Source organism: Pseudomonas sp. NFX1, assembly GCF_051123555.1.
In the GTDB taxonomy this organism is placed as follows: domain Bacteria; phylum Pseudomonadota; class Gammaproteobacteria; order Pseudomonadales; family Pseudomonadaceae; genus Aquipseudomonas; species Aquipseudomonas capeferrum.
This window is the reverse complement of sequence record NZ_CP169366.1, coordinates 4,303,840-4,322,886: the sequence shown is the minus strand read 5'-3', so window position 1 is coordinate 4,322,886 and position 19,047 is coordinate 4,303,840. Positions and strand designations below refer to the sequence as shown.

The following is a 19,047-nucleotide window of genomic DNA, read 5'->3' as shown; positions in this document are numbered from 1 at the left end:
CTATTAGGAGCGGGCCTGCCAGTGAGTCGATCATCAGCACTGCGGAGTAAGACCAATCACGCGGCCAGTGAGTGTAGGGGGTTGCAGATCTTGCTGTTCGTCCACCAGCCCTTGCAGCAGCTCGACGCTGCGTTCGCTGAACGGTGCCGACTTAGGCCCGGCCAGGTCGACATGCAGCAACATCTGCTCGCTGGCCGCCAAGGCGTCGCCGAACCCCGCCCGGTGCAGGCTGTGGTACACATGCAGGCGCTTGCGGTCGAATCCGATGATCTGCGTCTGCACCCACACTTCAGTACCCAGCTTCACTTCGTGCAGATAGTTGATATGGGCTTCCAGGGTGAACAGCGAATTGCCGCTCTGCCCACGGCTGTCCGCATCCAGGCCGATGCGCTCCATCAGCGCATCGGTCGCGTAGCTGAAAATCAGCAGGTAAAAGGCATCGCGCAAATGCCCGTTGTAGTCGACCCAGTCCGCCTGGACCGGGGTGCGGTAGGTGATCAGTGCGGGCATCGTGCTCTCCTCAGTCGCTGAATGACATGCCGTGGCGGGCCTTGCTGGTTTTGACCGCTTCGAGTACGGCCAGCAGGGTGTCATCACGATAGCGCTCCAGCGCGGCGATGCTACGTTCGCCCAGTTGCGCCGAGGTGCCGTCCACTACATCGTCGATCAGCTTGTCGGTCAGCTCCGGTGCCGGCAGGTAGGTCCAGGGCAGCTTCAGGGCCGGGCCGAACTGCGACATGAAGTGGCGCATGCCGGCATCGCCACCGGCCAGGGTGTAGGTGAGGAACGTACCCATGAACGACCAGCGCAGGCCGGCGCCGAAGCGGATGGCGTCGTCGATTTCGCCGGTGGTCGCCACACCGTCGTTGACCAGGTGCAGGGCCTCACGCCAGAGCGCTTCGAGCAGGCGGTCGGCAATGAAACCGGGCACCTCCTTGCGCACATGCAGCGGGCGCATGCCCAGTGCGGTGTAGATGGTTTTTGCCGCCTCGATGGCTTCAGGCGCGGTGCGGTTGCCGCCGACGATCTCGACCAGCGGCAGCAGGTACACCGGGTTGAACGGGTGGCCGACCACGCAGCGCTCCGGGTGGGTGGACGATTCGTAAAATTCGCTGGGCAGCAGGCCTGAAGTGCTTGAACCGATGATGGCCCGGGGCTTGGCGGCGGCACTGATTTTCGCGTGCAGTTCGAGCTTGAGGTCCAGGCGCTCCGGTGCGCTTTCCTGGATAAAATCGGCGTCGCGCACGCATTCCTCGATGGTGGCAACGAACTTCAGGCGGTCCTGCGCCGCGCCTGGAGCAAGACCCTGTTTTTCCAAAGCTGGCCAAGCGTTGGCGATGCGCTTGCGCAGGGCATGCTCAGCACCGGGCGCTGGGTCCCAGGCGACCACGTCCAGGCCATGGGCGAGGGCGCGGGCAACCCAGCCGCTGCCGATTACGCCGCTACCCAAAGCGGCGAAGGTCTTGATCTCGGTGATGAAGGGCATATCGGTCTCCGGAAAGGATCAGGGGCGCTTGAGGTTCATTTTTTCCCGGCCTTCTGCCGGAGTGAGTACACGGCCACCCATGCGGGTGATGATCTCGCTCGCGCGCTCCACCAACTGGCCGTTGCTGGCCAGCACGCCACGGTCCAGGTACAGGTTGTCTTCCAGCCCTACCCGCACGTTGCCGCCAAGCAGCACGGCTTGCGCGGCCATTGGCATCTGCATGCGGCCGATGCCGAAGCCGGCCCAGGTGACGTTGGCGGGCAGGTTGTCGACCATGGCCTTCATGGTCGTGGTGTCGGCCGGTGCGCCCCACGGGATGCCCAGGCACAGCTGGAACAACGGGTCTTCGAGCAGACCTTCCTTGATCATCTGCTTGGCGAACCACAGGTGGCCGGTGTCGAAGATTTCCAGTTCGGCCTTCACGCCCAGTTCGGTGATGCGTTTGGCGCCTGCGCGCAGTTGCGCCGGGGTGGAGACGTAGATTGAGTTGCCGTCGCCGAAGTTGAGCGTGCCGCAGTCAAGGGTGCAGATTTCCGGCAGCAGGGCTTCGACATGGGCCAGGCGTTCCAGCGGGCCGATCAGATCGGTGCCGGGGCCAAATTCCATGGGCGACTCGCCCGGGCCGATTTCCAGGTCGCCGCCCATGCCGGCGGTGAGGTTGACGATGATGTCCACGTCGGCTTCGCGAATGCGTTCCATGACTTCGCGGTAGAGGTTCACGTCGCGGCTGAAGCGGCCGGTTTGCGGGTCGCGGACGTGGCAGTGGACCACGGTGGCGCCGGCTTTGGCGGCTTCTACGGCGGACTCGGCGATCTGCTTGGGGGTGACCGGGACCAGGTGGCTTTTCGAGGCGGTGTCGCCGGCGCCAGTGAGGGCGCAGGTGATGATGACGTCGTGGTTCATGGCGGTTCCTTGTTATATCTGGGTAACAGGATCTCTGTAGGAGCGGCCTTGTGTCGCGAAAGGGCTGCGTAGCAGCCCCAGGGTCTATGCGGCGCTGCAGAATCCTGGGGCCGCTTTGCGGCCCTTTCGCGACACAAGGCCGCTCCTACACCGACCGGTTTGACCTGTCAGTGCGGGCTATCGGCGAGAAAGGGCCGGATCAGTTGGCAGTAAGCTTGAGGTTGTCCGCAGCCGGCTTGCCGTCGAAGGTGGTCACGCCCTCAAGCCAGCGGGCCTTGTCTTCAGGGTGGTCCTTGAGCCACTGGCGGGCCGACGCCAGCGCATCCTTGTGGTCGAGCAGCGGCTGCATCATGCGGCTCTCGTCCTCGGCGCTGAACTTCAGGTTGGCCAGCAAACGGTGGGCGTTGGGGCAGCGCTCGGCGTAGTCCGGTGCGGTCACCGTCCACACCGTGGCCCGGCCTTCGTCAGGGCCGAGGGCGCCTTGGCTCTCACCCAGGTAGGCCATGTCGATATTCACGTTCATCGGATGCGGCGCCCAGCCGAAGAACACCACCGCCTCCTTGCGCCGCACGGCACGGTCGACCGCAGCGAGCATGCCGGCTTCGCTGGACTCGACCAGCTGGAACTTGCCCAGGCCGAACTGGTTCTTGGCGATCATCGCCTTGATCTGGGTATTGGCGCCCGAGCCCGGCTCGATGCCGTAGATTTTTCCACCCAGCTCCTTTTCGAACTTGTGGATGTCGGCGAAGGTCTTCAAACCCTTGTCGGCCAGGTATTTGGGCACTGCCAGGGTTGCCCGGGCATCTTCCAGGCTCGGCTTGTCGAGCACCTTCACCTGCTTGGCGTCGATGAACGGGGTGATGGTCTGGGTCATGATCGGGTTCCAGTAACCCAGGAACATGTCCAGGCGTTTGTCGCGGATACCGGCAAAGATGATCTGCTGCGAAGCGCTGGTCTGCTTGGTCTGGTAACCCAGGCCGTCGAGCAGCACCTGGGCCATGGCGCTGGTGGCGATGACGTCGGTCCAGTTGACCACGCCCAGGCGCACGTTCTGGCAGGCGGCGGGCTCGGCGGCAAAAAGCGGGGTAGAGGCGATGCTGCTCACGGCAAGGGTCAACAGGCTGCGGCGGATCAAGCTGTGCATGGTGGCTCTCCATCGGCAGTGCATATTGTTATGGTGGGCGGCCTCTGCGGACCGTTTGCTTAAACTACGCCGCTGGCGGGGTGGAAAATCGCACCCTGGCGACCAACACTTGCACCCTGGCGACCACCTCTCTTGTGGAGCATTCGATGGCGGATACCATTCACTTCCTGCTGCTGCCGGGGTTCTCGGCGATGGGCTTCATCAGTGCCCTGGAGCCGCTGCGCGTGGCCAACCGCTTTCGCGGCCCGTTGTATCGCTGGTGCGTGCTCAGCCTGGACGGCGGGGCGGTGCAGGCCAGCAATGGGATGTCGGTGAACGCCGATGCGGCGCTGGGCGCCGCTGAGGCGGGCGCCATTATGCTGATTGTCGCCGGTTTCGAGCCGTTGGCCTGCTTCGGCCCGCCACTGCAACAGGCGCTACGCCGTCTGGATCACGAGGGGGTGATTCTTGGCGGTATCGATACCGGCGCGGTGGTGCTGGCCGAGGCCGGCCTGCTCGACGGCCACCGCGCCACGGTGCACTGGGAGGCGCTGGAAGCGTTCAAGGAAAACTACCCGAGCCTGCAGGCGACCCAGGAACTGTTCGAGATCGACCGGCGGCGTATCACCTGTGCCGGCGGCACTGCCTCGATCGACCTGATGCTCGACCTGATTGCGCAGGCACACGGCAGTGAGTTGGCGGTGCAGGTGTCGGAGCAGTTCGTGCTCGGGCGTATCCGCCCGCGACAGGATCACCAGCGCATGCAGATCGCCAGCCGTTATGGCATCAGCAACAAGAAGCTGGTGAAGGTGATCGGCGAGATGGAGCGCAACACCGAGCAGCCGCTCAATACCCAACTGCTGGCCGATGCCGTGCAGGTGACGCGGCGCCAGTTGGAGCGGCTGTTTCGCCTGCACCTGGATGACACGCCCAGTGGCTTTTACCTGCGCTTGCGGCTGGACAAGGCGCGGCAGCTGTTACGCCAGACCGACATGAGTGTGCTGGAGGTGGGGGTGGCGTGCGGGTTCGAGTCGGCGTCGTACTTTACCCGCTGTTACCGCGCGCGGTACCAGCGCTGCCCGCGGGAGGACCGCCTGGTCAGAGTTGTATGAGGTTCTTGCAGCCGATCGCTGACCTTTGTAGGAGCGGCCTTGTGTCGCGATAGGGCCGCAAAGCGGCCCCGGCTATTTCCGCAGCGAAGCTTAAAAATGTGGGGCCGCTTCGCGCCCCTATCGCGACACAAGGCCGCTCCTACAGGGGATAGCGTTGCAGTCAGCCATTACTGCTGGCCAATGGACTGCAAATACTCTGACCGGTCATCACTGCGCTGCGCCACGCAGGTATTCCACGCTGCCTCGAACGCCTTGCTGCCGGCCTTTTCGGCATACGTCTCGACCTTGCAATCAGCGTCGCGCAACTGCGTCCACAGCTTCTCGGCTGCATCCATGCGCCCGACCAAGGCAGTGGCCTGGTCGGCTTCGTCGGCATACTGGTCGCGAATGCGCTGGGTCAGGTCATCGTAAGCCGACTTCAGCTCACGCTCGGCGGTCTGCTTGTTGAACGCCGCACACGCGTAGCTCTGCTGGTCGGTCTCGACGTTGTCGCAGGGGGTGCTCTCTTCCTCACCGGCCTGGGCGCCCGAAACGACGGCCAGCAGTACCAGCCATGCCATTGATTTCATCCTTTTCTCCTCAACAGGCTGACGAATCGCAGGGATTCTCGCTCAGCCGAAGGCGACGTGGTAGCTCCCTGACGAAATGTTCATGAAAGCCCTGAAATGTCGTTATCGAGACTGTCTCTCATCGCCAGACAGCGCCGCAGAGCGCCTGTTGTCGCGCATTGACGCTTTCGGCAAACCCCCTGTCGTTTTTGCATCGGGGCGCCTCGGGCCGCAGGCATATGCTGGCCCCAAAGCGCCGGCACATGCTTCAGGCGCGGACCACTCAAGAACCCAGTCAATAAAAGGGGACAGCCTGATGAGCCCAGCAGAACTTCACGCCGACAGCATCGTCATCGACGGTCTGATCATTGCCAAATGGAACCGCGAACTGTTCGAGGACATGCGCAAAGGCGGGCTGACTGCGGCCAACTGCACGGTGTCGGTCTGGGAAGGCTTCAAGGCCACTGTCGACCAGATCGCCGCCAGCCAGAAGCTGATCCGCGACAACGGTGACCTGGTCATGCCGGTGCGCACCACCGCCGACATCCGCAAGGCTAAAGAGCTGGGCAAGACCGGCATCCTCTTCGGCTTCCAGAACGCCCACGCGTTCGAAGACCAGATCGCCTACGTGGACGTGTTCAAGCAGCTGGGCGTGGGCATCGTGCAGATGTGCTACAACACCCAGAACCTGGTGGGTACCGGCTGCTACGAGCGTGACGGTGGCCTGTCGGGCTTCGGCCGCGAGATCGTCGCCGAGATGAACCGCGTCGGCATCATGTGCGACCTGTCCCACGTCGGCTCCAAGACCTCCGAAGAGGTCATCCTCGAATCGAAGAAGCCGGTCTGCTACTCCCACTGCCTGCCGTCGGGCCTGAAAGAACACCCGCGCAACAAGTCGGACGAAGAGCTGAAGTTCATCGCCGACCACGGCGGTTTCGTCGGCGTGACCATGTTCGCGCCATTCCTGGCCAAGGGCATCGATTCGACCATCGACGACTACGCCGAAGCCATCGAATACACCATGAACATCGTCGGTGAAGACGCCATCGGCATCGGCACCGACTTCACCCAGGGCCACGGCCAGGACTTCTTCGAGTACCTGACCCACGACAAGGGCTACGCCCGTCGCCTGACCAACTTCGGCAAGATCATCAACCCGCTGGGCATTCGCACCGTCGGCGAGTTCCCCAACCTCACCGAGACCTTGCTCAAGCGCGGCCACTCCGAGCGTGTGGTGCGCAAGATCATGGGCGAGAACTGGGTAAACGTCCTCAAGGATGTCTGGGGCGAGTAAGCCGCTCTCCAAGCCTGAAAGCCCCTGCCAGCAACGCCGGGGCATCCCAATAAAAATTTTATGGAGTTGAGTTTCCATGGCCAAGATCGCCCCGCAATTGCCAATCGAAGTCGACACCGAGACCGGTGTCTGGACCAGCGACGCCTTGCCGATGCTGTACGTGCCACGCCATTTCTTCGTCAACAACCACATCGGCATCGAGGAAGTGCTGGGCGCTGACGCCTATGCCGAGATCCTCTACAAGGCCGGCTACAAGTCCGCCTGGCACTGGTGCGAGAAAGAAGCCGAATGCCATGGCCTGGAAGGCGTGGCGGTGTTCGAACACTACATGAAGCGCCTGTCCCAGCGTGGCTGGGGCCTGTTCGAGATCCAGGACATCGACCTGGACAAAGGCACCTGCAGCGTCAAGCTCAAGCACTCGGCGTTCGTGTACGTGTACGGCAAGGTTGGCCGCAAGGTCGACTACATGTTCACCGGCTGGTTCGCCGGCGCAATGGACCAGATTCTCGCTGCCCGCGGCAGCAAGATCCGCACCGTGGCCGAACAGGTCTACGGCGGATCGGAAGAAGGCCACGAAGATGGCCTGTTCGTTACAAAGCCGTTGTAAGCCGGAGATAGCGTCATGGCATTCGAAGCAATGTTCCAGCCGATCCAGATCGGCAAACTGACCATCCGCAACCGCGTGCTCAGCACCGCGCACGCCGAGGTCTACGCCACTGACGGCGGCATGACGACCGACCGCTATGTGAAGTATTACGAAGAGAAGGCCAAGGGCGGCATCGGCCTGGCGATCTGCGGCGGCTCGTCCGTGGTCGCCATCGACAGCCCGCAGGAGTGGTGGGCGTCGGTCAACCTGTCGACCGACCGCATCATCCCGCACTTCCAGAACCTGGCCGACGCCATGCACAAGCATGGCGCCAAGATCATGATCCAGATTACCCACATGGGCCGTCGCTCGCGCTGGGACGGCTTCAACTGGCCCACCCTGATGTCGCCGTCGGGTATCCGTGAACCGGTGCACCGCGCCACCTGCAAGACCATCGAGGTGGAAGAGATCTGGCGCGTCATCGGCAACTACGCGCAGGCTGCGCGGCGTGCCAAAGAGGGCGGCCTGGACGGCGTCGAACTGTCGGCCGTGCACCAGCACATGATCGACCAGTTCTGGAGCCCGCGGGTCAACAAGCGTACCGACGAATGGGGCGGCACCTTCGAAGGCCGCATGAAGTTCGGCCTTGAAGTGCTCAAGGCCGTGCGCGCCGAGGTCGGTGACGACTTCTGCGTGGGCATGCGCCTGTGTGGTGACGAGTTCCACCCCGATGGCCTCAGCCACGAGGACATGAAGCAGATCGCCGCCTACTACGATGGCACCGGCATGCTCGACTTCATCGGCGTGGTCGGCTCGGGTTGCGACACCCACAACACCCTGGCCAACGTCATCCCCAACATGAGCTACCCGTCGGAGCCGTTCCTGCACCTGGCGGCCGGCATCAAGGAAGTGGTCAAGGTCCCGGTGCTGCACGCGCAGAACATCAAGGACCCGAACCAGGCCACACGCATCCTCGAAGGCGGCTACGTGGACATGGTCGGCATGACCCGTGCGCACATGGCCGACCCGCACCTGATCGCCAAGATCAAGATGGGCCAGATCGACCAGATCAAGCAGTGCGTCGGTGCCAACTACTGCATCGACCGCCAGTACCAGGGCCTGGATGTACTGTGCATCCAGAACGCCGCGACCTCCCGTGAGTACATGGGTGTGCCGCACATCATCGAGAAGACCACCGGCGTCAAACGCAAGGTGGTGGTGGTTGGCGCCGGCCCGGCCGGCATGGAAGCCGCCCGCGTGGCTGCCGAGCGTGGCCATGATGTGACCCTGTTCGAGAAGAAAGACCAGATCGGCGGGCAGATCACCATTGCTGCCAAGGCACCGCAACGTGACCAGATCGCCGGTATCACCCGCTGGTACCAACTGGAGCTGGCGCGGCTGAAAGTTGACCTGCGCCTGGGTACCGCGGCCAGCGTGGACGCCATCCAGGACCTGCGCCCGGACGTCATCGTGCTGGCGGTGGGCGGCCACCCGTTCGTCGAGCAGAACGAGCACTGGGGCGCTGCCGAAGGGCTGGTGGTCAGCAGCTGGGACGTGCTCGACGGCAAGGTTGCGCCGGGCAAGAACGTGCTGGTGTACGACACCATCTGTGAGTTCACCGGCATGTCGGCGGCGGACTACATTGCCGACAAGGGCAGCCAGGTCGAGATCGTCACCGACGACATCAAGCCGGGTGTGGCAATGGGGGGGACGACCTTCCCGACCTACTACCGCAGCATGTACCCGAAAGAAGTGATCATGACCGGCGACATGATGCTGGAAAAGGTCTACCGCGAAGGCGACAAGCTGGTGGCGGTGCTGGAGAACGAATACACCGGCGCCAAGGAAGAGCGCGTGGTCGACCAGGTAGTGATCGAGAACGGCGTGCGGCCTGATGAAGAACTGTATTACGCGCTGAAGGAAGGCTCGCGCAACAAGGGCCAGATCGATGTGGAGGCGCTGTTCGCCATCAAGCCGCAGCCGATCCTCAGCCAGCCGGGCGAGGGCTACCTGCTGTACCGCATTGGCGACTGCGTGGCCCAGCGCAACGTGCATGCGGCGATCTACGACGCCTTGCGCCTGTGCAAGGACTTCTGATCGCACCGCCTCTGTAGGGGCGGGACTGGCCCCCCTGTAGGAGCGGCCTTGCGTCGCGAAAGGGTCGCGTAGCGGCCCCGGCATTTAGCAGTGCTACACATTGCCGGGGCCGCTGCGCAGCCCTTTCGCGACGCAAGGCCGCTCCTACAGGGGTCCGCGCTCACCTTTGAGAGGGGCGCAAGAATTCAGCTGTTTGTGGGAGCCTCCCATGTTGAACACCCTTCTACCCATTCTGCTGTTCGCTGCCCTTGGCCTGGCGGTGCTCGGCGCCCTGCGCCGTGTGCGCATGTGGCGGCGTGGCCGACCGTCCAAGGTCAACTTGCTCGGCGGCCTGCTGGCCATGCCGCGACGCTACCTGGTGGACCTGCACCATGTGGTCGAGCGCGACAAGTACATGTCCAAGACCCACGTGGCCACGGCGGGTGGCTTCGTGCTGTCGGCTGCCTTGGCGATCCTGGTGCACGGCTTCGGCCTGCAGAGCAAGATCCTCGGCTACGCCTTGCTGGTGGCCACGGTGATCATGTTCACAGGCGCGCTGTTTGTCTTCAAACGCCGCCTCAACCCGCCTTCGCGCCTGTCCAAGGGCCCGTGGATGCGCCTGCCGAAAAGCCTGTTGGTGTTCGCCGCGAGCTTCTTCGTCGCCACCTTGCCGGTGGCCGGCATCCTGCCCGCCAACACCGGTGGCTGGGTGATGGTCGGCGTACTGGGCCTGGGTGTGCTGTGGGGCGTGTCGGAGCTGTTCTTCGGCATGACCTGGGGCGGCCCGATGAAACACGCCTTCGCCGGTGCCCTGCACCTGGCCTGGCACCGCCGTGCCGAGCGCTTCGGCGGCGGCCGCTCCACCGGCCTCAAGCCGCTGGACCTGGAAGACCCGAACGCACCGCTGGGCGTGGAAAAACCGGTGGACTTCACCTGGAACCAGCTGCTCGGTTTCGATGCCTGTGTGCAGTGCGGTAAATGTGAAGCCATGTGCCCGGCCTACGCCGCAGGCCAGCCGCTGAACCCGAAAAAACTCATCCAGGACATGGTCATCGGCCTGGCCGGTGGCACGGACGCCAAGTTTGCCGGTAGCCCTTACCCGGGCAAACCTATTGGCGAGCATGGCGGCCACCCGCACCAGCCGATCGTCAACGGCCTGGTCGACGCCGAGACCTTGTGGTCGTGCACCACCTGCCGCGCCTGCGTCGAGGAGTGCCCGATGATGATCGAGCACGTCGATGCCATCGTCGACATGCGCCGTCACCTCACCCTGGAAAAAGGCGCGACCCCGAACAAGGGTGCCGAGGTGCTGGACAACCTGATCGCCACCGACAACCCTGGCGGCTTCGCCCCTGGCGGGCGGATGAACTGGGCGGCCGACCTCAACCTGAAACTGCTGTCGGAGGTGAACACCACCGAGGTGCTGTTCTGGGTTGGTGATGGTGCCTTCGACATGCGCAACCAGCGCACCCTGCGCGCCTTCGTCAAAGTGCTCAAGGCCTCCGGCGTGGACTTTGCCGTGCTCGGTCTGGAAGAACGCGACAGCGGTGACGTGGCGCGGCGCCTGGGCGATGAAGCGACCTTCCAGCAACTGGCCAAGCGCAACATCCAGACCCTTGCCAAGTACCGCTTCCAGCGCATCGTCACCTGCGACCCGCACAGCTTCCATGTGCTGAAGAACGAGTACGGTGCCTTGGGCGGCGAGTACCAGGTGCAGCACCACAGCACCTACATCGCCGAACTGATCGCGGCCAACAAGCTCAACCTCGGCCAGCACAAGGGCGGCAGCGTGACCTATCACGACCCGTGCTACCTGGGCCGTTACAACGGCGAGTACGAGGCGCCGCGCGATGTGCTCAAGGCACTCGGCATCGAAGTGCGCGAGATGCAGCGGTCGGGCTTCCGTTCCCGTTGCTGCGGCGGTGGCGGCGGTGCGCCGATCACCGACATCCCGGGCAAGCAACGTATCCCCGACATGCGCATGGACGACATCCGTGAGACCGAGGCCGAGCTGGTGGCAGTCGGTTGCCCACAGTGCACCGCGATGCTCGAAGGTGTGGTCGAACCGCGCCCACAGATCAAGGACCTGGCCGAGTTGGTAGCGGATGTACTGATCGAAGACGAAGCCCCTGCGAACGCCAAGTCGCCAGCGGCCAAACGTGAACCTGCGGAGGTGCACTGATGAGCGACATCATCCGCCGCGACCCACGCGCCGAGTGGATCGCCCGTAACCGTCTGCATCCGCTGCACGCGGCGATGCAGACGCAACAAACCACTTGGATGGGGCCAAACGGTGTCATCCGCAAGAACCCCCACGCGATTGCCGCAGGCTTTATCGGCCCCGCTGGCATCAAGCGTATCGACCGCAGCGGCGCCCAGCAGGGCACCGGTGTGGGCGGGCGGCGCACGGCGGCGGCTGAAGTGAAACTGCCGCTGCACCAGGTGCCGGCGCCGGCTTACTACATCGCGGTAGTGCCGGACATGGTCGGCGGCCGCCTCGGCAGCCACGACCGCGACTTGCTCGGCTTGGCCCACAGCCTGGCAGGCAGCGACGGCGCGGTGCTGGCGATCGTGTTTGGCGAGCACAAGGAAAGCAACTTCGCCAACGCCGGTGTCGACCGCTTGCTGGTCATCGAGGGCGAAGCTTTCGAAGGCTACGCGCCAGAGCAACTGGTGCAAGGCTTGCGGGCTGTGGATAACCAGTTCACACCGCGCCACTGGCTGCTGCCCGACAGCCGCACCGGTGGCGGTGAGCTGGGCAGGCGTCTGGGCGCGGCCTTGGGCGAGCGCCCGGCGACGCGGGTGTGGCAGGTCAAGGATGGCCAGTGCATCGGCCGCGCCGGTGCCGGCCAGCAAGACCTGCAGCGTGCAGTGCCGCGCTTGATCCTGGCGGCGGCGGAATGCGCCGAGCCGGTCAGCGAAACCCGTCACGAAGCGCTGCCGGTGGAGTTGTCCACAGGCGTGGTGCGCAGCCTGTCGCGTATCGAGGACCTGGGCTCGGTGGCGGTCGACCCGGCCACCATTGCCATGGCCGAAGCGGAGTTCATCGTTTCGGGCGGCAACGGCGTCAAGGACTGGGACCTGTACCACAAGGCCACGGCGGCACTCGGTGCCACCGAAGGCGCCTCGCGGGTGGCGGTGGACGACGGCTTCATGCCGCGCAACCGCCAGGTGGGGGCTACCGGTACCTGGGTCACGGCGCGGGTTTATGTGGCTGTGGGTATCTCTGGCGCCATCCAGCACCTGCAGGGTATCGGCGCCTGCGACAAGGTGGTGGCGATCAACATGGACCCGGGCTGCGACATGATCAAACGGGCCGACCTGTCGGTGATTGGCGACAGTTCGGCAATTCTCCAGGCACTGGTCGAGGCTGTGGACAACTACCGCAGCGGCGGCCAGCGCGACGCGGCATAAGGGCACGAGCATGAGTACGAAAGTCATCAGCCTGGTTTCGATCGGTGCCCACCCAAGCTCCGGGCGCGCCCGCCGCGCCGAGCAGGACGCGCGTGCAGTGGAGCTGGGTCTGCAGCTGGCTGGGGATAACTTGCAGGTGGTACATGCCGGCGACCCTCGCGAAGAGGCGTTGCGCGCCTACCTTGGCATGGGCCTGGAGCACCTGGACGTGCTGGAACAGCCGGCGGGTGCGGATGTATTGGGCGTGCTCGGCGACTATTTACGCGATGCTGGCGCGCAGCTGGTACTGACTGGCAGCCAGGCGGAAACCGGTGAAGGGTCGGGCATGCTGCCGTTTCTGCTGGCCGAGAAGCTGGGCTGGCCGTTGATCGTCGGCCTGGCAGAGGTGGAGTCCATCGAAAACGGCACCGCCCAGGTACTGCAAGCGCTACCACGGGGCCAGCGGCGTCGCCTGAAGGTGCGCCTGCCATTGCTGGCGACTGTGGATAACGCAGCGCCCAAGCCGCGCCAGAGTGCCTTCGGCCCGGCACGGCGGGGTGTGCTGGCGGCGCGTGACGTGGCCATTGTCGAAGACGAACTGCTGGGCGAGGCTGAGCTGCAACCTGCCCGGCCACGGCCCAAGCGGCTGAAGGTGATCAAAGCCAAGAGTGGCGCCGACCGGATGAAGGCGGCCACGGCCAAGGCCAGTGGCGGCGGGGGCAAGGTGCTCAAGGATGTATCGCCGCAAGAAGGCGCCGAAGCGATCCTCAAGCTGCTGGTTGAGGAAGGCGTTCTACGCTGACGTGCATTTAATCTCATTGATTCAGCAGGGACCCTGTGGGAGTGGCGCGCCCACAGGCCCTTCAAGGCTGTAGCTCGGCAACATTGAATGCCCAAAAGGCCAGTCCATCGATTATGGGTTCAAAGCTTACCCGCTCCCCCTCCAGGAGCCGCGCCCTGCCCACCATCAGAATTGCACACCGCGCTACGAAATAGTCCCCACTGCCGTCCTCAGCCGTTATTACACCTACTCCATTCACCTCATGGAACCACTTCACAGTGCCGTTAAGGCGACTGTGCATAAGTGACCTCGTGCTGCTGCCATCATGATTGCTTTCAATCAATCATGAGCGGGGTTTTGAGGAAACTGGCAAAAATGTCAGGTGGTCCGCGATTTACCCCCGGAATCTGTTCGCCAAGGTGTGGATAAAGTGTTCGTGCTTCGCTGCAGCGCAATGGCACCGGGGCTTGCAGCGATATGTACAAAAAATGATCAAAATGAACCTAGGATTTTTTATGGCGTTTTTGTTTCGTTAGTACGTCAACTCGAGGATTTTGCCCACAATCGCTGTTAGCGACCTTGTGGATAAAGTGTTGGCACAACGTGGGAGGGCAGGTGACGCCTGGTGTGGCATGTGATTGATCAATAATTGAACAGACTGACCTGGCATTTTTGTCAGTATCCGAAAATGCTCATCGGTATTAACGTCGTCGTCACGCTTGTCCACAGGAGCGCGGACCTATGACGCGTGCCCGACTACTGATGACGGATATGCAGCGTTCAGCGTTGGCGGGGCGCAGCTCAAGCTCAATAGAGAGAGCCTTCACCCCGTACGGGTACGCGCCACCGGGGGCAGGCCCTCTCACAGCTTTTGCGGGCCAGCGTCATGACCCATCGACAGGGTGCTATCACCTTGGCAACGGACATAGGCTGTATAGCCCTGGCCAGATGCGTTACTTGAGCCCAGATCGCCTGAGCCCCTTTGGCAGGGGCGGGTTGAATGCATATGCCTATTGTGCAGGGGACCCTGTGAACCACATCGACCCAAGCGGCAGGTTCCTGGCGGCACTGACTTCAATTGAAGCTGCCAGAGCTACGACCATTGCGGCCTATACCGGCCTCAATGTGGCTGCCTGGATTGCTCGTGCCCCAAACCGCGCGGGCGTCTGGGGCCTGCGGCAACTGGCGGTCGAAACTGCATTGGTTACGACAGGCGTGGGTATGTTGTTTACCGGCTCGCCTAGATTGGAGCCCGTGGCGTTGGGCTTGGTGACCGCTGGAAATTTAACTTCGATCATTAAATCGGTAATAACGATCGGGCGAACGTTGGGAAATGGGTTGAGAGAAGCTGGGAGGGCCATTGGAGACAATATCCGCAGTGTTTTCAGTACAACACGTGAGCAAATACAAAGTCTGCCTCACACTGGAACAGCGCCGTCGTCGCCAGTACCCACTGTTTCCAATACTGTCAGGGAGTTCAGATTCGATATGGGCTCGGACCATGTGAGCATTGAGATGACTGAAAGGGTCTCGCAGGTCAGAGGTGGGGGGGCGAGTTCCCCTGAGAATTTTCAGACGACGTGGCTGTGATCCCCCACGCCAACTCACGTAGCTATACCGCCTATGGGGTTGTGTGTGGGGTGTTGTATGGCTCCCGCCTGGCATTTTGCGGCGAATGCCGCGACCCATTGACTGAGCATTATCTTCTCGGTAACGGTCGACGGGCCTACAACCCAGCGCTCATGCGCTTCAACAGCCCCGATACGCTCAGCCCGTTCGGCAGGGGCGGGATAAATACCTATGCCTATTGCTTAAACGATCCGATTAACCGGGTCGATCGCAATGGCGCATTCTCCTTCCTCAGCTCAGTTTATTTTGCCGCCTTGGCAGAAGGTGCACTTAACGTCGTGGATGGATTATTGGCGACGCTCAAGCTGATCGTTCAGTCGCGCCAATTGGGCCCAACGCCTTCATTTAGTCAACAACTTCAAGTCGTTGCCAAAACCCAAAAGGGGATTGCGAAAATTGCAGCGTCTGCCTATGCCTGGAAGGCGCAGGGTGCTCCGAGTATTCCGTCCGTAACGGACAGTGTAATTGCGGGGGTGGTAGCGACGGGCCTTGGTATAACGGAGCGTACTCTGAACATCCAGCAGAGCATGGCTGTCGTGGTGCCCTATCTGCGGAGTTCACCAAGCGAGATACCCGGCGTGCTCGTGGACCTTGTGCGAATCCAGACAGGAATAGGTCCGGTGCAGACCATTGTCAGGGATGTTGTGGAGAGGATCCGTGGAAACCCGGTGGAACGGTGAATCGTGCATGAAGGCAATAACCAGGCAGCCAATGTTCTGCCTGCCTGGTTCACTATTGTTTACTGCGCCTGCACTTCCTTCAGGTACGGCGCAGGCTCCGCCCCCAGGTTCTCCAGCACGCGCTGGCTGTACCAGTCGATGAAGTTCACCACACCAAATTCATAGGTCTTCGAATAAGGCCCTGGCTGGTACGCCGTGGAGTTGATCCCGCGCTGGTTCTCTTCGGCCAGGCGGCGGTCCTGGTTGTTGGTGGCGTCCCACACCTTGCGCATGCGCTCCGGGTCGTAATCGACGCCTTCGACGGCATCCTTGTGCACCAGCCACTTGGTGGTGACCAAGGTTTCCTGGGCGCTGATCGGCCACACGGTGAAGACGATCAGGTGGTCGCCCATGCAGTGGTTCCACGAGTGCGGCAGGTGCAGGATGCGCATCGAGCCCAGGTCCGGGTTCTTGATGCGGCCCATCAGCTTCTGGCAGGCCTGCTTGCCGTCCATGGTCATCGACACGGTGCCCTTGAGCAGCGGCATGCGCACGATGCGGTTACGCAGCCCGTGGCTCTTGTGCAGGTACGGGATCTTCTCGGCTTCCCAGGCGGCGGCAGAGGCGGCCACGTGGTCCTTGAATTCCTGGCTGGCGCGTGGGTCGTTGGTGTCGTCCCACTCCAGCAGGGTTTGCAGCAGCTCTGGGTGCGAACCGCTGCAGTGGTAGCACTCGCGGTTGTTTTCCAGTACCAGCTTCCAGTTGGCCTTTTCCAGCAACTGGGTCTGCACCGCGATCTTGGTGTTCTCCATGTCGTACGGTTCCATGTAATGGTCCAAAGTGGCCAGGAACTCGTCGATGGCTGGCGGGTTTTCCGCCAGGCTGATGAAGATGTAACCACCCGCAACCTTCACGTTCACAGGCTTGAGGCCGTATTCCTTCATGTCGAAGTCGGCGCCCATCTCGGTGCCGGCGAACAGCAGGCGACCGTCCAGCTCGTAGGTCCACTGGTGGTAATGACAGACCAGCTTGGCCACCTTGCCCTTGTCGCTGGTGCACAGGCGCGAACCGCGATGGCGGCAGACGTTGTGGAAGGCATGCACCTTACCTTCGGCGCCACGGATGACGATGATCGGGTTCTTGCCTATCTGCAGGGTGATGAAGTTGCCTTTGGCCGGAATCTCGCAAGTCATGCCAGCGATCAGCCACTCTTTGTGGAAGATCTCCTGCATGTCGATCTGGAACAGACGCTCGTCGGTGTAGAAAGGCTGGGGCAGCGAGTAGGTTCGCTCGCGGGTCTGCAGCATCTCGGCGGTAGCCTTGCGTGCTGCTTCCAGTGGATCGCCCAGGCTCAGGGTTGCGGTGACGTCCATCGTGTGGTCCTCGGGGCCGCGTGCGGCCGGCAAAAGGTGGCTAATCATTGTTGTGGTGCCGCAAGGCTGTCGTAAAAAAACAGCGTGTTCTTTTGCCGTGGAGTGTGCGTCCGAAGGCGTCGTGAACCGTATCCATGGGCGACATGGCCGATTTGAATTACGACGCCCTAGCCCTTGTAGCATGGGGCTGGTCGCGATAAGTACGCCGATGTCGCAGGCAGGAATGTACGTCGCCTTCAGCTTGCGCATTATCGCAGCCATAAAAAGGCCAATAGTCGGCTGCTGGAGATGAACATGTCCGATACCTTCCTCAATCCGGTCACCACCCAGACCTGGGCCAACGGCCGCCACATCGTGCGCTGCGTCAAGGTCATCCAGGAGACCTGGGACGTGCGCACGTTCTGCTTCATGGCCGACCAACCGATCATGTTCTTCTTCAAGCCAGGGCAGTTCGTCACCCTGGAACTTGAGATCGAAGGCAAGCCGGTGATGCGTTCCTACACTATCTCCAGTTCGCCGTCGGTGCCGTACAGCTTCTCGATCACGGTCAAGCGGGTGCCGGGCGGGCATGTCTCCAACCACCTGCACGACACCATGCACGAAGGCGCCGAACTACCGGTGCACGGGCCGGTGGGGTTGTTCAACGCCATCGACTTCCCGTCGGGCAAGGTGCTGTACCTCTCGGGCGGTGTTGGTATCACCCCGGTGATGTCCATGGCGCGCTGGTTCTACGACACCAACGCCAATGTCGACATGGTCTTCGTGCACAGCGCCCGTTCGCCGAAAGACATCATCTTCCACCGCGAGCTGGAGCAGATGGCCTCGCGCATCCCCAACTTCAGCTTGCACATCATTTGCGAGAAGCACGGGCTGGGCGAGCCCTGGGCGGGTTACCGCGGGTACCTGAACCAGCGGCTGATGGAGCTGATCGCGCCCGACTACATGGAGCGCACGGTGTTCTGCTGCGGCCCGACGCCGTACATGAGCGCGGTCAAGCGCATGCTTGAAGCCGTCGGCTTCGACATGAAGAACTACCATGAGGAGTCGTTCGGCGCGACGCCGGCAGAGGCCAAGGCCGATGCGGTTGAGCACGCCGAGCAGGCCGCCGACGCGCCGGAAGTGGATGTCTCCGACCTCAACCTGGTGGAGTTCATCGGCAGCGAGAAGAGCATCCGCGTTGCCCCGGGCGAGACCGTGCATGCGGCAGCGGCGAAGGTCGGGCTGATGATCCCCAAGGCCTGCGGCATGGGCATTTGCGGCACCTGCAAGGTGCTCAAGCTGGGCGGCGAAGTGGAGATGGAGCACAACGGCGGTATTACCGAAGAAGACGAGGCCGAGGGCTACATCCTGTCGTGCTGCAGCGTGCCTAAAGGGGATGTGCGGATCGATTACTGATCCAGCTTCAAGAGTGTGGATTCTTCACAGCTAAACCCGCTCCCATAGGCCTGTGGGAGCGGGCTTGCCCCGCGAATGGCATCAGACCCAGACTGCATCCCAATGCGGATAATCACCCGCACGGTCAACCAATCCTGCTCTGATGGGGTTGGCAACGATGTACCTCGCTACCTGCAGCACACTTTCTTCCCGGCGCAAGGCTCGGTCCTGGTAGCCCTGCTGCCATATCTTTTCGCGCCGCATGCCCCGCTGATAAAGCGCATGGCTGCTGCGTGACTTGAATCTGCGCATCAGGCGAGACAAGGTGCCGCTTCGTAACTCGATCAGCCAGTGCACATGGTCCGGCATGACCACCCACGCGAGGGATTGGCAATGCCCATCGAGCTCAGCCTGTCTGAGTTGCTGGATCACGCCACGGGCGAGATGAAGGTGGGTGAAGGTCCGCTTGCGCTCATGGGTTACCGTAGTCAGCAAGTACAACCCACCAGGCTGAGAGAAACGGCCACGGCGCAGAAGATGGGATTGAGCACGCTCCATGTGATGCCCCCTGAAATAAGATTCAGAGGAACATTAGGTGAGCTGGCAGTGGCGTGCGGGGGGAATGTTTGCTGGATGTTGGGTGGCAGTGTTGGCCCTTTCGCGGGGCAAGTCGGATCGCCGCACCGCCGCTTGTATCTTCGTTGTACATG

Annotated in this window: 17 protein-coding genes and 1 pseudogene; 10 read left to right on the top strand and 8 right to left on the bottom strand. The window is 62.5% G+C overall.

Annotation, left to right across the window (positions count from 1 at the left end; genetic code table 11):
* Positions 1–33 precede the first annotated feature (33 nt).
* The 4 genes from DJ563_RS19500 to choX form a co-directional block, all read right to left on the bottom strand.
* Positions 34–510, bottom strand: coding sequence for a thioesterase family protein (locus DJ563_RS19500; RefSeq protein ID WP_274098578.1), 477 nt, complete (start codon positions 508–510; stop codon positions 34–36).
* A 10-nt stretch (positions 511–520) separates the two neighbouring features.
* Positions 521–1,486, bottom strand: a complete 966-nt coding sequence (locus tag DJ563_RS19495; RefSeq protein ID WP_434518198.1) for an L-carnitine dehydrogenase — start codon at positions 1,484–1,486, stop codon at positions 521–523.
* An 18-nt stretch (positions 1,487–1,504) separates the two neighbouring features.
* Positions 1,505–2,389, bottom strand: coding sequence for a 3-keto-5-aminohexanoate cleavage protein (locus tag DJ563_RS19490; RefSeq protein ID WP_434518197.1), 885 nt, complete (start codon positions 2,387–2,389; stop codon positions 1,505–1,507).
* Between the two features lie 199 nt (positions 2,390–2,588).
* Complete coding sequence (gene choX, locus DJ563_RS19485; protein ID WP_274098581.1) at positions 2,589–3,533, bottom strand: choline ABC transporter substrate-binding protein; 945 nt, start codon at positions 3,531–3,533, stop codon at positions 2,589–2,591.
* A gap of 146 nt (positions 3,534–3,679) precedes the next feature.
* On the opposite strand from choX, the gene DJ563_RS19480 reads away from it, so the two are divergent.
* Positions 3,680–4,624, top strand: coding sequence for a GlxA family transcriptional regulator (locus DJ563_RS19480; RefSeq protein WP_434518196.1), 945 nt, complete (start codon positions 3,680–3,682; stop codon positions 4,622–4,624).
* Between the two features lie 167 nt (positions 4,625–4,791).
* Here the strand turns inward: DJ563_RS19480 and DJ563_RS19475 are convergent, their stop codons facing one another.
* The gene (locus DJ563_RS19475; RefSeq protein ID WP_274098583.1) at positions 4,792–5,193 is read right to left on the bottom strand and encodes a lysozyme inhibitor LprI family protein; all 402 of its coding nucleotides are present in this window, start codon (positions 5,191–5,193) and stop codon (positions 4,792–4,794) included.
* A 295-nt stretch (positions 5,194–5,488) separates the two neighbouring features.
* On the opposite strand from DJ563_RS19475, the gene DJ563_RS19470 reads away from it, so the two are divergent.
* The 6 genes from DJ563_RS19470 (at position 5,489) to DJ563_RS19445 (ending at position 13,323) form a co-directional block, all read left to right on the top strand.
* A complete protein-coding gene (locus tag DJ563_RS19470; RefSeq protein WP_033703163.1) occupies positions 5,489–6,466 on the top strand; it encodes a dipeptidase in 978 nt (325 codons plus the stop codon).
* 76 nt (positions 6,467–6,542) lie between these two features.
* The gene (locus tag DJ563_RS19465) at positions 6,543–7,073 is read left to right on the top strand and encodes a DUF5943 domain-containing protein (protein ID WP_033703161.1); all 531 of its coding nucleotides are present in this window, start codon (positions 6,543–6,545) and stop codon (positions 7,071–7,073) included.
* 15 nt (positions 7,074–7,088) lie between these two features.
* Positions 7,089–9,149, top strand: a complete 2,061-nt coding sequence (dgcA, locus tag DJ563_RS19460; protein WP_434518195.1) for a dimethylglycine demethylation protein DgcA — start codon at positions 7,089–7,091, stop codon at positions 9,147–9,149.
* Positions 9,150–9,357: 208 nt separating this feature from the next.
* Positions 9,358–11,310, top strand: coding sequence for a dimethylglycine demethylation protein DgcB (gene dgcB / locus DJ563_RS19455; protein ID WP_274098584.1), 1,953 nt, complete (start codon positions 9,358–9,360; stop codon positions 11,308–11,310).
* Positions 11,310–12,542 carry an electron transfer flavoprotein subunit alpha/FixB family protein gene (locus DJ563_RS19450; RefSeq protein WP_033703157.1) on the top strand — a complete coding sequence of 411 codons (1,233 nt, stop codon included), beginning with the start codon at positions 11,310–11,312 and terminating at the stop codon, positions 12,540–12,542. The genes dgcB and DJ563_RS19450 overlap by 1 nt, the downstream gene beginning before the upstream one ends.
* Positions 12,543–12,552: 10 nt before the next feature.
* Complete coding sequence (locus tag DJ563_RS19445) at positions 12,553–13,323, top strand: electron transfer flavoprotein subunit beta (RefSeq protein WP_186661444.1); 771 nt, start codon at positions 12,553–12,555, stop codon at positions 13,321–13,323.
* Between the two features lie 61 nt (positions 13,324–13,384).
* Here the strand turns inward: DJ563_RS19445 and DJ563_RS19440 are convergent, their stop codons facing one another.
* A complete protein-coding gene (locus tag DJ563_RS19440) occupies positions 13,385–13,603 on the bottom strand; it encodes a cold shock domain-containing protein (protein WP_434518194.1) in 219 nt (72 codons plus the stop codon).
* Between the two features lie 440 nt (positions 13,604–14,043).
* Here DJ563_RS19440 and DJ563_RS19435 point away from each other — a divergent pair, with 440 nt between their 5' ends.
* Entirely contained in the window at positions 14,044–14,892 is an 849-nt protein-coding gene (locus tag DJ563_RS19435; protein ID WP_434518193.1) for an RHS repeat-associated core domain-containing protein, read from the top strand.
* A pseudogene (locus DJ563_RS19430) lies at positions 14,889–15,149 on the top strand (RHS repeat-associated core domain-containing protein); the annotation flags it as partial. The gene DJ563_RS19435 and the pseudogene DJ563_RS19430, both read left to right, overlap by 4 nt.
* A 521-nt stretch (positions 15,150–15,670) precedes the next feature.
* Here the strand turns inward: DJ563_RS19430 and gbcA are convergent.
* Entirely contained in the window at positions 15,671–16,963 is a 1,293-nt protein-coding gene (gene gbcA / locus DJ563_RS19425) for a glycine-betaine demethylase subunit GbcA (protein WP_274098588.1), read from the bottom strand.
* Between the two features lie 294 nt (positions 16,964–17,257).
* Here gbcA and gbcB point away from each other — a divergent pair, with 294 nt between their 5' ends.
* Complete coding sequence (gene gbcB, locus DJ563_RS19420; protein WP_033703152.1) at positions 17,258–18,358, top strand: glycine-betaine demethylase subunit GbcB; 1,101 nt, start codon at positions 17,258–17,260, stop codon at positions 18,356–18,358.
* Between the two features lie 81 nt (positions 18,359–18,439).
* On the opposite strand, the gene DJ563_RS19415 is transcribed toward gbcB, so the two are convergent.
* Complete coding sequence (locus DJ563_RS19415) at positions 18,440–18,895, bottom strand: REP-associated tyrosine transposase (RefSeq protein WP_274098589.1); 456 nt, start codon at positions 18,893–18,895, stop codon at positions 18,440–18,442.
* Positions 18,896–19,047 lie beyond the last annotated feature (152 nt).

What these genes read in the sequence shown, in the direction of transcription:
- DJ563_RS19500 (WP_274098578.1), bottom strand. Translation starts at nt 510, where the DNA reads ATGCCCGCACTGATCACCTACCGCACCCCGGTCCAGGCGGACTGGGTC.
- DJ563_RS19495 (WP_434518198.1), bottom strand. Translation starts at nt 1,486, where the DNA reads ATGCCCTTCATCACCGAGATCAAGACCTTCGCCGCTTTGGGTAGCGGC.
- DJ563_RS19490 (WP_434518197.1), bottom strand. Translation starts at nt 2,389, where the DNA reads ATGAACCACGACGTCATCATCACCTGCGCCCTCACTGGCGCCGGCGAC.
- choX (WP_274098581.1), bottom strand. Translation starts at nt 3,533, where the DNA reads ATGCACAGCTTGATCCGCCGCAGCCTGTTGACCCTTGCCGTGAGCAGC.
- DJ563_RS19480 (WP_434518196.1), top strand. Translation starts at nt 3,680, where the DNA reads ATGGCGGATACCATTCACTTCCTGCTGCTGCCGGGGTTCTCGGCGATG.
- DJ563_RS19475 (WP_274098583.1), bottom strand. Translation starts at nt 5,193, where the DNA reads ATGAAATCAATGGCATGGCTGGTACTGCTGGCCGTCGTTTCGGGCGCC.
- DJ563_RS19470 (WP_033703163.1), top strand. Translation starts at nt 5,489, where the DNA reads ATGAGCCCAGCAGAACTTCACGCCGACAGCATCGTCATCGACGGTCTG.
- DJ563_RS19465 (WP_033703161.1), top strand. Translation starts at nt 6,543, where the DNA reads ATGGCCAAGATCGCCCCGCAATTGCCAATCGAAGTCGACACCGAGACC.
- dgcA (WP_434518195.1), top strand. Translation starts at nt 7,089, where the DNA reads ATGGCATTCGAAGCAATGTTCCAGCCGATCCAGATCGGCAAACTGACC.
- dgcB (WP_274098584.1), top strand. Translation starts at nt 9,358, where the DNA reads ATGTTGAACACCCTTCTACCCATTCTGCTGTTCGCTGCCCTTGGCCTG.
- DJ563_RS19450 (WP_033703157.1), top strand. Translation starts at nt 11,310, where the DNA reads ATGAGCGACATCATCCGCCGCGACCCACGCGCCGAGTGGATCGCCCGT.
- DJ563_RS19445 (WP_186661444.1), top strand. Translation starts at nt 12,553, where the DNA reads ATGAGTACGAAAGTCATCAGCCTGGTTTCGATCGGTGCCCACCCAAGC.
- DJ563_RS19440 (WP_434518194.1), bottom strand. Translation starts at nt 13,603, where the DNA reads ATGCACAGTCGCCTTAACGGCACTGTGAAGTGGTTCCATGAGGTGAAT.
- DJ563_RS19435 (WP_434518193.1), top strand. Translation starts at nt 14,044, where the DNA reads ATGACGCGTGCCCGACTACTGATGACGGATATGCAGCGTTCAGCGTTG.
- gbcA (WP_274098588.1), bottom strand. Translation starts at nt 16,963, where the DNA reads ATGGACGTCACCGCAACCCTGAGCCTGGGCGATCCACTGGAAGCAGCA.
- gbcB (WP_033703152.1), top strand. Translation starts at nt 17,258, where the DNA reads ATGTCCGATACCTTCCTCAATCCGGTCACCACCCAGACCTGGGCCAAC.
- DJ563_RS19415 (WP_274098589.1), bottom strand. Translation starts at nt 18,895, where the DNA reads ATGGAGCGTGCTCAATCCCATCTTCTGCGCCGTGGCCGTTTCTCTCAG.